This window comes from Neisseria bergeri, assembly GCA_003044455.1.
Lineage (GTDB): Bacteria > Pseudomonadota > Gammaproteobacteria > Burkholderiales > Neisseriaceae > Neisseria > Neisseria bergeri.
Window position 1 is genome coordinate 202,930 of record POWY01000003.1, and the last position, 6,886, is coordinate 209,815.

Annotated in this window: 6 protein-coding genes and 1 pseudogene; 5 read left to right on the forward strand and 2 right to left on the reverse strand. The window is 46.7% G+C overall.

Going from position 1 to position 6,886, the window contains the following annotated elements; genetic code table 11:
- The first annotated feature begins 43 nt into the window (after positions 1–43).
- The 5 genes and pseudogenes from DBY86_RS05425 (at position 44) to DBY86_RS05440 (ending at position 6,039) form a co-directional block, all read left to right on the forward strand.
- Positions 44–2,998, forward strand: coding sequence for a DUF3418 domain-containing protein (locus tag DBY86_RS05425; protein WP_107819196.1), 2,955 nt, complete (start codon positions 44–46; stop codon positions 2,996–2,998).
- Between the two features lie 79 nt (positions 2,999–3,077).
- A complete protein-coding gene (locus DBY86_RS05430; RefSeq protein ID WP_107819197.1) occupies positions 3,078–4,832 on the forward strand; it encodes an AAA family ATPase in 1,755 nt (584 codons plus the stop codon).
- A 92-nt stretch (positions 4,833–4,924) separates the two neighbouring features.
- Positions 4,925–5,158: pseudogene (locus DBY86_RS05435) on the forward strand (DNA-formamidopyrimidine glycosylase family protein); the annotation flags it as partial.
- Positions 5,159–5,435: 277 nt separating this feature from the next.
- Positions 5,436–5,588, forward strand: coding sequence for a hypothetical protein (locus DBY86_RS13325; protein ID WP_199901053.1), 153 nt, complete (start codon positions 5,436–5,438; stop codon positions 5,586–5,588).
- 130 nt (positions 5,589–5,718) lie between these two features.
- Complete coding sequence (locus DBY86_RS05440; RefSeq protein WP_234403394.1) at positions 5,719–6,039, forward strand: 5'-nucleotidase; 321 nt, start codon at positions 5,719–5,721, stop codon at positions 6,037–6,039.
- A gap of 160 nt (positions 6,040–6,199) precedes the next feature.
- Here DBY86_RS05440 and DBY86_RS05445 read toward each other — a convergent pair whose 3' ends face one another.
- A complete protein-coding gene (locus DBY86_RS05445; RefSeq protein WP_096123570.1) occupies positions 6,200–6,649 on the reverse strand; it encodes a type IV pilin protein in 450 nt (149 codons plus the stop codon).
- A gap of 87 nt (positions 6,650–6,736) precedes the next feature.
- Positions 6,737–6,886, reverse strand: a 150-nt coding sequence (locus DBY86_RS05450; RefSeq protein WP_199901054.1) for a helix-hairpin-helix domain-containing protein, incomplete at its 5' end; no start/stop codon positions are given.

Below are 6,886 nucleotides of genomic sequence, written 5' to 3' on the forward strand. Positions count from 1 at the left end.
CAAATTTAGATGATGTCGGGGAAGATGCCCGACCGACAAGACTATGCAAAATATGAAAAACCAAGTACGCGGATCAGGCACGGATGCACGATCCAACCCAGCCAATGTTTCAGACGGCCTGCAAAACAGTTCGGGCCATATCGGTACCAACACGCGCTACCGCCTGACCAAACTCGGCGAACAAATGGCGCGCCTGCCCATCGACCCGAAAATCGCGCGCATTTTGCTGGCGGCGAAGAAACACGACTGCATGGCGGAAATATTGGTGATCGCATCCGCGCTGTCGATTCAAGACCCACGCGAGCGGCCGCTGGAAGCGCGCGATGCCGCCGCCAAGGCGCATGAACGCTTTACCGACAAGCAATCCGATTTCCTTGCCTACCTGAATATTTGGGACAGTTTCCAGCGCGAGCGCGACAAAGGTTTGTCCAACAAGCAGCTGGTGCAGTGGTGCCGCCAATATTTCCTGTCGCACCTGCGTATGCGCGAATGGCGCGAGTTGCACCACCAGCTTGCCCAAACCGCGATTGAAATGGGTTTGACCACCAAAGAAGCCGCGTTTAGACAACCTCCTTCCCAAGAACAATTAAGGCCGTCTGAAAGCAAGGGTGACCAAGATTTGGCGGCAAAGCTCAAACAAAAACAACTGGATAAGAAGCAACACCGTGCCCAAATCCGCGCCGCCAAAGAAGCGGGCTACGAACAAATCCACCGCGCCCTGCTCACCGGCCTTATCGCCAACGTCGGCATGAAATCGCCCGACGGCAACGACTACACCGGCGCGCGCGGCAGCCGCTTCCACCTTTTTCCCGCCTCCGCCCTGTTTAAAGCCAAACCCAAATGGGTGATGGCGGCAGAATTGGTTGAAACCACGCGCCTTTACGCGCGCGACGTCGCCGTTATCCAGCCCGAATGGATAGAGCAAGAAGCACCGCACCTCGTCCGCTACCACTATTTCGAGCCGCATTGGGAACAAAAACGCGGCGAAGTCGTCGCCAGCGAACGCGTAACGCTTTACGGTCTGACCGTCTTACCGCGCCGCCCCGTGTCCTACGGCAGAATCGCCCCCGAAGAAGCGCGCGAAATCTTTATCCGCGGCGCATTGGTGGCGCAGGAAAGCAATCTTCAGACGGCTTTTTTTGCCCATAACAAAAAGCTGATTAAAGAAATTACCGAACTCGAACACAAATCGCGCAAGCAAGACGTATTGGTCGACGACGAAGCCCTGTTTGCGTTTTATCACGAACGACTGCCCGAGCTGGTGTGGAAAGACGCGAAAGGCGGCGTTTGGGGAAGCGAAGAGGGCGGACAAACCCAGTCGGACAAGACAGCCGGACAAAACGGACAAGCAAACCAGCGCAACGCAGGGCGTGTGGCGCAAGCCATGCATACAGATTCCAAAGATACGGACAACTGCGAGCGCGAACCGAGTTCACATACCCGACAAAATGTTTCAGACGACCCCAAACCCAAAAAGCAGCCTACATCTCAAAAAGGCCGTCTGAAACCATTGCCCCTTGCCGATATCCGCACCTTTGAAGCCTGGCTCAAAACCGCCGAGCGCGACAATCCGCGCCTGCTGTTCCTCAGCCGCGACGATTTGATGCAACACGCCGCCGCACACATTACCGAAGAGCAATTCCCCAAATTCTGGCAAACCGCAGACGGCAAGTTCAAACTTTCCTACCGCTTCGAGCCGCACCACCCGCTCGACGGTGTAACCATGACCGTACCGCTGACCGTCCTCAACCGCCTGCACGCGCCGTCGCTCGAATGGCTGGTGCCCGGTATGTTGCGCGAAAAAATCCAGCTGCTGATTAAAGCCCTGCCGAAGCAAATCCGCCGCATTTGCGTGCCCGTACCCGATTTCATCACTAAATTCCTCGAAAGCAATCCCGACCGCCAAGCGGCCATCATTCCCCAGTTGGCGCACTTTATCGCCAAAAGCGCAGGCGATATGCGGATTTTCGAGCAAATCGACCAAGACGCATGGGCGGCGCAAGAATTGCCCGAACACTGCTATCTGAATCTGCGCATCATCGACGACGGCGGACAAGAGCTTGCCGGCGGCCGCAAACTGCACGAATTGCAACAACAGCTCGGCCAAGCCGCCGCCATCACCTTCCGCGACAACACCCAAGAATTCGAGCGCGACAACGTTACCGCATGGGACATCGGCACCCTGCCCGAATCCATCAAATTCGCCCGCGGCAAACAACAGCTCACCGGCTACCTCGGCCTGCAAAAAGAAAAAGACGGCCGCATCGCCCTGCGCCTGTTCGACACATCCCCCGCCGCCGAACAAGCCCACCGATTAGGCGTGATCGAACTCATGAAACTACAACTAAAAGAACAAGTTAAAGACCTGAACAAAGGCATCCAAGGCTTCACCCAAGCCGCCATGCTGCTCAAACACATCAACGCCGACAACCTGCGCGACGACCTCACCCAAGCCGTCTGCGACCGCGCCTTTATCGGCGAAGACGAGCTGCCGCGCAACGAAAAAGCCTTCAAAGAGCAAATCAAACGCGCCCGCAGCCGCCTGCCCGCCGTCAAAGAAGCTCTCAGCCGCTACTTGCAGGAAACCGCCGCCGCTTACGCCGAACTCAACGGCAAACTAGGCAAGCATCCATTGACCCACCTCCTGCGACAACGCCTGCAAACCCTGCTTGCCCCCGGCTTCGCCACCCACACCCCATGGGCACAATGGCCGCGCCTCCCCATCTACCTCAAAGCCATGACCCTGCGCCTCGAAAAATACAGCAGCAACCCCGCCCGCGACGCAGCCCGCGAAGCCGATATTCAAGAACTGGAACAAATGTGGCAGGAAAAAACCGACGGCTTGATGAAACAAGGACAACCCGTTTCAGACGACCTCGCCGCATTTAGATGGATGATTGAAGAATTAAGGGTGTCGCTGTTTGCTCAAGAATTGAAGACGCCGTATCCGGTGTCGGTGAAGAGGTTGATGAAGGAGTGGGATGGGTTGAATAAGTAAAATTATGTGAGTTAAACCTATTCTAGATTTTTTACAATCTCCCTAAAAATAAGCTAACAATTTTTATTAAGGAAAAAACATGAAAATCAAGACAATTGAAATCAAGAACTGGCGTTCTATTAAAGAACTAAAAATTACAGCACAAGATTTGATGATTATTATCGGTCAAAATAATCATGGGAAATCCAACTTGCTTTCGGCTGTTTTGTTCTTTTTTGGTGAAGTTAAACATCAAGATTTAGACTTTTCACAAGGAGCAAAGGAACTTTTTGTGGAAATAGAATTTATGGAGCTTGATGAACAAGATAAAACAACATTTGAAAAATATTTAACTCAACAGAAAACAATTAGAGTTAGGAAAACCGCTTATCTTGGTGGCAGTTTTGAATATAAAGGTTGGGTGCAAACTTGTTCAGAAGACTACTTAAAAGAAGAAAATGCAAGAAATTATACGAGACGAGAAACGGCTAACAGTCTAGCTTTTCATCCTTATTTGCCCAATACAGGCAGATTAACAATACAGCATATTATTGATGCTCAAAAAGAATATATTGAAAAAAATTATTCCACTCTTTCATTTAATTATGAGTTGGAAACAACTAACTTTATGGGACTTAAATCTGTTGCTAAAGGAATTTTTGGTGATATTTATTTCTTGCCAGCAATTAAGAATGCTGCTGACGATTTTACTTCAAAAGATACAAGTATTTTTGGGAAATTACTTGGTGAAGTTGTAGAAACAATGTCCTTAGATAATTCAGATTGGAAAGGAGCAAAACAGCAGCTAACAGATTTATTTTCTACATTCAATAAATATGTTGATGGTGTAGAAAATGAGGCTCGACCTGAACAATTAGCTAACCTAGAAAAAGAACTCTCACAGGAGCTGTCGTCTTGGAATGCAAATTTTGATATTGAATTAAGCATGCCTGATATTGATGCAATTTTAAAATCAAGTGCTTCTGTGTGGATTAACGATGGAACACGAACGGATATTGCACGCAAAGGACATGGTTTGCAACGTGCTGTAACTATTGCCCTTATTCAATTGATTGCAAAACGTCAATTACAGAACTCAAATAATACCGAAACTACTAATCGGGCAGTCTCTAAATCTCGATATTTTATTTTTGAAGAGCCTGAACTGTATTTACACCCACAAGCTCAAAGAGCTTTATTTGATAGCTTCGTAAACTTATCTGAAACTGGCAGTCAGGTTATTTTATGTACACATTCCAGTAATCTTATCAGTATGGACAAGCATAAATCTATTTATATTATTAAAAAGGAGAACGAACAAACTGGTAGCAAAGTAACTCAATGTGAGGAGGATTTATTCGATGGAAACCAAAAGAGTGAATGGAACTTATCTTATTGGATTAACCCAGATAGAGGGGAGTTGTTTTTTGCTGAAAAAGTGATTTTAGTAGAAGGACAAACAGATAAAGTTGTTATTCCCGCACTGGCAAATCAATTAGGTATTTTTAAATACAGCTATACTATTATTGACTGCGGGTCAAAACAGAATATTCCTTTGTATATTAGATTGTTAAATAAGTTTAGTATTCCATATGTTGCTGTGTATGACAAAGACCATCAGTTAGGCAAGAAACAACAAGCAATTGAAGCTGCTGATTCTGCTACAAAAGCAATTTTAGATGAGGTTATTAACGAACTAGGTATTGCCATTGAATTAAGTAACGATATAGAAGAGGAGCTTGGTTATACAAGTAGCAAATCAGGAAAGCCATATCAAGCCCTACAATATATTAAATCTGATGAATTTAAATTATCCGAAGATTTTGAGGAAAAAATTAGAAAAATTTATGAATAGTCTAGATGAGGCAGTCTAAAAACCCACAATCCGATTTTCAGGCTGCCCATCCCCTTATAATCCCCCACCCAAAAACCACAGTACCTACCGCTATGCCCGAACTCCCCGAAGTAGAAACCACCTTGCGCGGCATCGCCCCGCATATCCTCCGCCAAACCGTCTGTGCCGTAACCGTCCGCCAGCCCAAACTGCGCTGGCAAATTCCGCCCGCGCTGCCCGAAACCCTGCGCGGGTTGGTGGTGCACGAATGCCGCCGCCGCGCCAAATACCTGCTGATTCGTTTTGACACAGGCGTGCTGCTGGTTCATTTGGGTATGTCGGGCAGCAAGTAGTAGCCTGCATCAAACCGCGTGCGTGCCTTTTGAAACACATTCCACCTACAAATCACGCCAAACTTGGAATCCGTGTGTAGGGTGTGTGCGGTACGCACGCACGCGGTCTTTCTAGATCACTTCCCTTTCCACCCAAGCTAAAGGTCGTCTGAAACCCATTTTCAGATGACCTTTTGCCACTTTACAAAGCAAAGATTCTCGCCACTCTCTCCCCAAACGTCATCTGAACCAGTAAACTTCCCATATTTCAAAAACTTCTTGGAAGCCAACCATGCCCCGTATCCATCCGCTCCACCTGTTCCCGCCCCATATCGCCGAACGCGGCCTGTTGTGTTTTCAACAGGGCAAGGTTCGCGATGTCCGAAAAACTTCCGCCGGGCGTTATCGGGCGGAGATGCGCGGTTCGGAAAACTATTGGGTATAGTTGAAGTTGGATAGTGATTTGTATATTAAAGACGAAGGCTGCAATTGTCCTTATGTCTAAGAGTGCAAACATACCTTAAATTACTATATTACATAGGCAAAATACAAGCCTATAAAGAATTGGAAATATAATGCCGTCTGAAAATATCTTCAGACGGCATTATAAAATCTGTTCACCTTTTCAGATGAGTAATGTACACCCCTATACGATTTTTGCTACCATGCCCCATAAATCCACGGCTAAAGATATCCTTATTATGTCCTATGATTTATCGAAACGACTTGTAATCGGCTTAGCATCAAGTGCCTTATTCGACTTATCCGAATCGGATAATATATTTAGAACGGAAGGGGCAGAAACCTATAGGCAATATCAGAGGGAAAAACAAAACCATCCCCTAAAAAAGCGTTGTCTTTCCATTTATCAAAAACTCTGTCAATCAATGAAATAAACCTAAACGACCCACCGATTGGGTTTATTCTTTTATCCGGAAACAATCCAGATACGGATTACGAGTCATAACTATAGGCTTAATATTACACGATTCTCATTCCCTCAAGGCGGAAACCCGCACAAATACTAAAACACTATCGATTGATTTGTAAACAAGCCTACTTAAGTAACTTGCAGTCCTTATCATTTCCTTTAAAATAATCCAGCCCATCATTACACGAACTGGCGGACTTCTTGCAAATAAAGGTTACTAGATTTTCATTCATCTTAATAATAAAAGGATTTTTATCTTTATCTATGGCTACCGCCTTCAACATAAATTTACTGTCTAAAGCCCCGCGCGCGATTCCATTCAAACGGATACAAAAGCCTTCTGCCTCTTTAATCGGCAAACTTGGCCATTTGGTAGATGTTTGTTTAAACCTCCCATTCTGCAGATAAAACTTTTCCATAAAATGTGCATTTTCTAACAAGGCTGCCCGCACTGCATTTATCTTTGCTTTCTCAACATAATTGCGATAGCTCGGATAAACAATTAAAGCAAGTACAGACAATATCAAGACCACTGATATTAATTCAACCAGCGTAAACCCCCTATTATCAGTCATTACTTTACTTCCAATAAGAACAGATTATTCAACATATTTCTTTGAACAGACTTACTATTCCATTCGGCAGTATACATATTTCCCGCCCTATTTTTTAGCCGCGGGCAGCACCGGTTTGGCGGGGGCTTTGGGTGCGGGCGCGCCGACCGAAGCCTGGTCCTTCAGCTTCGCCAGCACCGCCGGGCCGATGCCCTTCACCTTCGTCAACTCGTCCACAGACTTGAACGCACCGTTTTG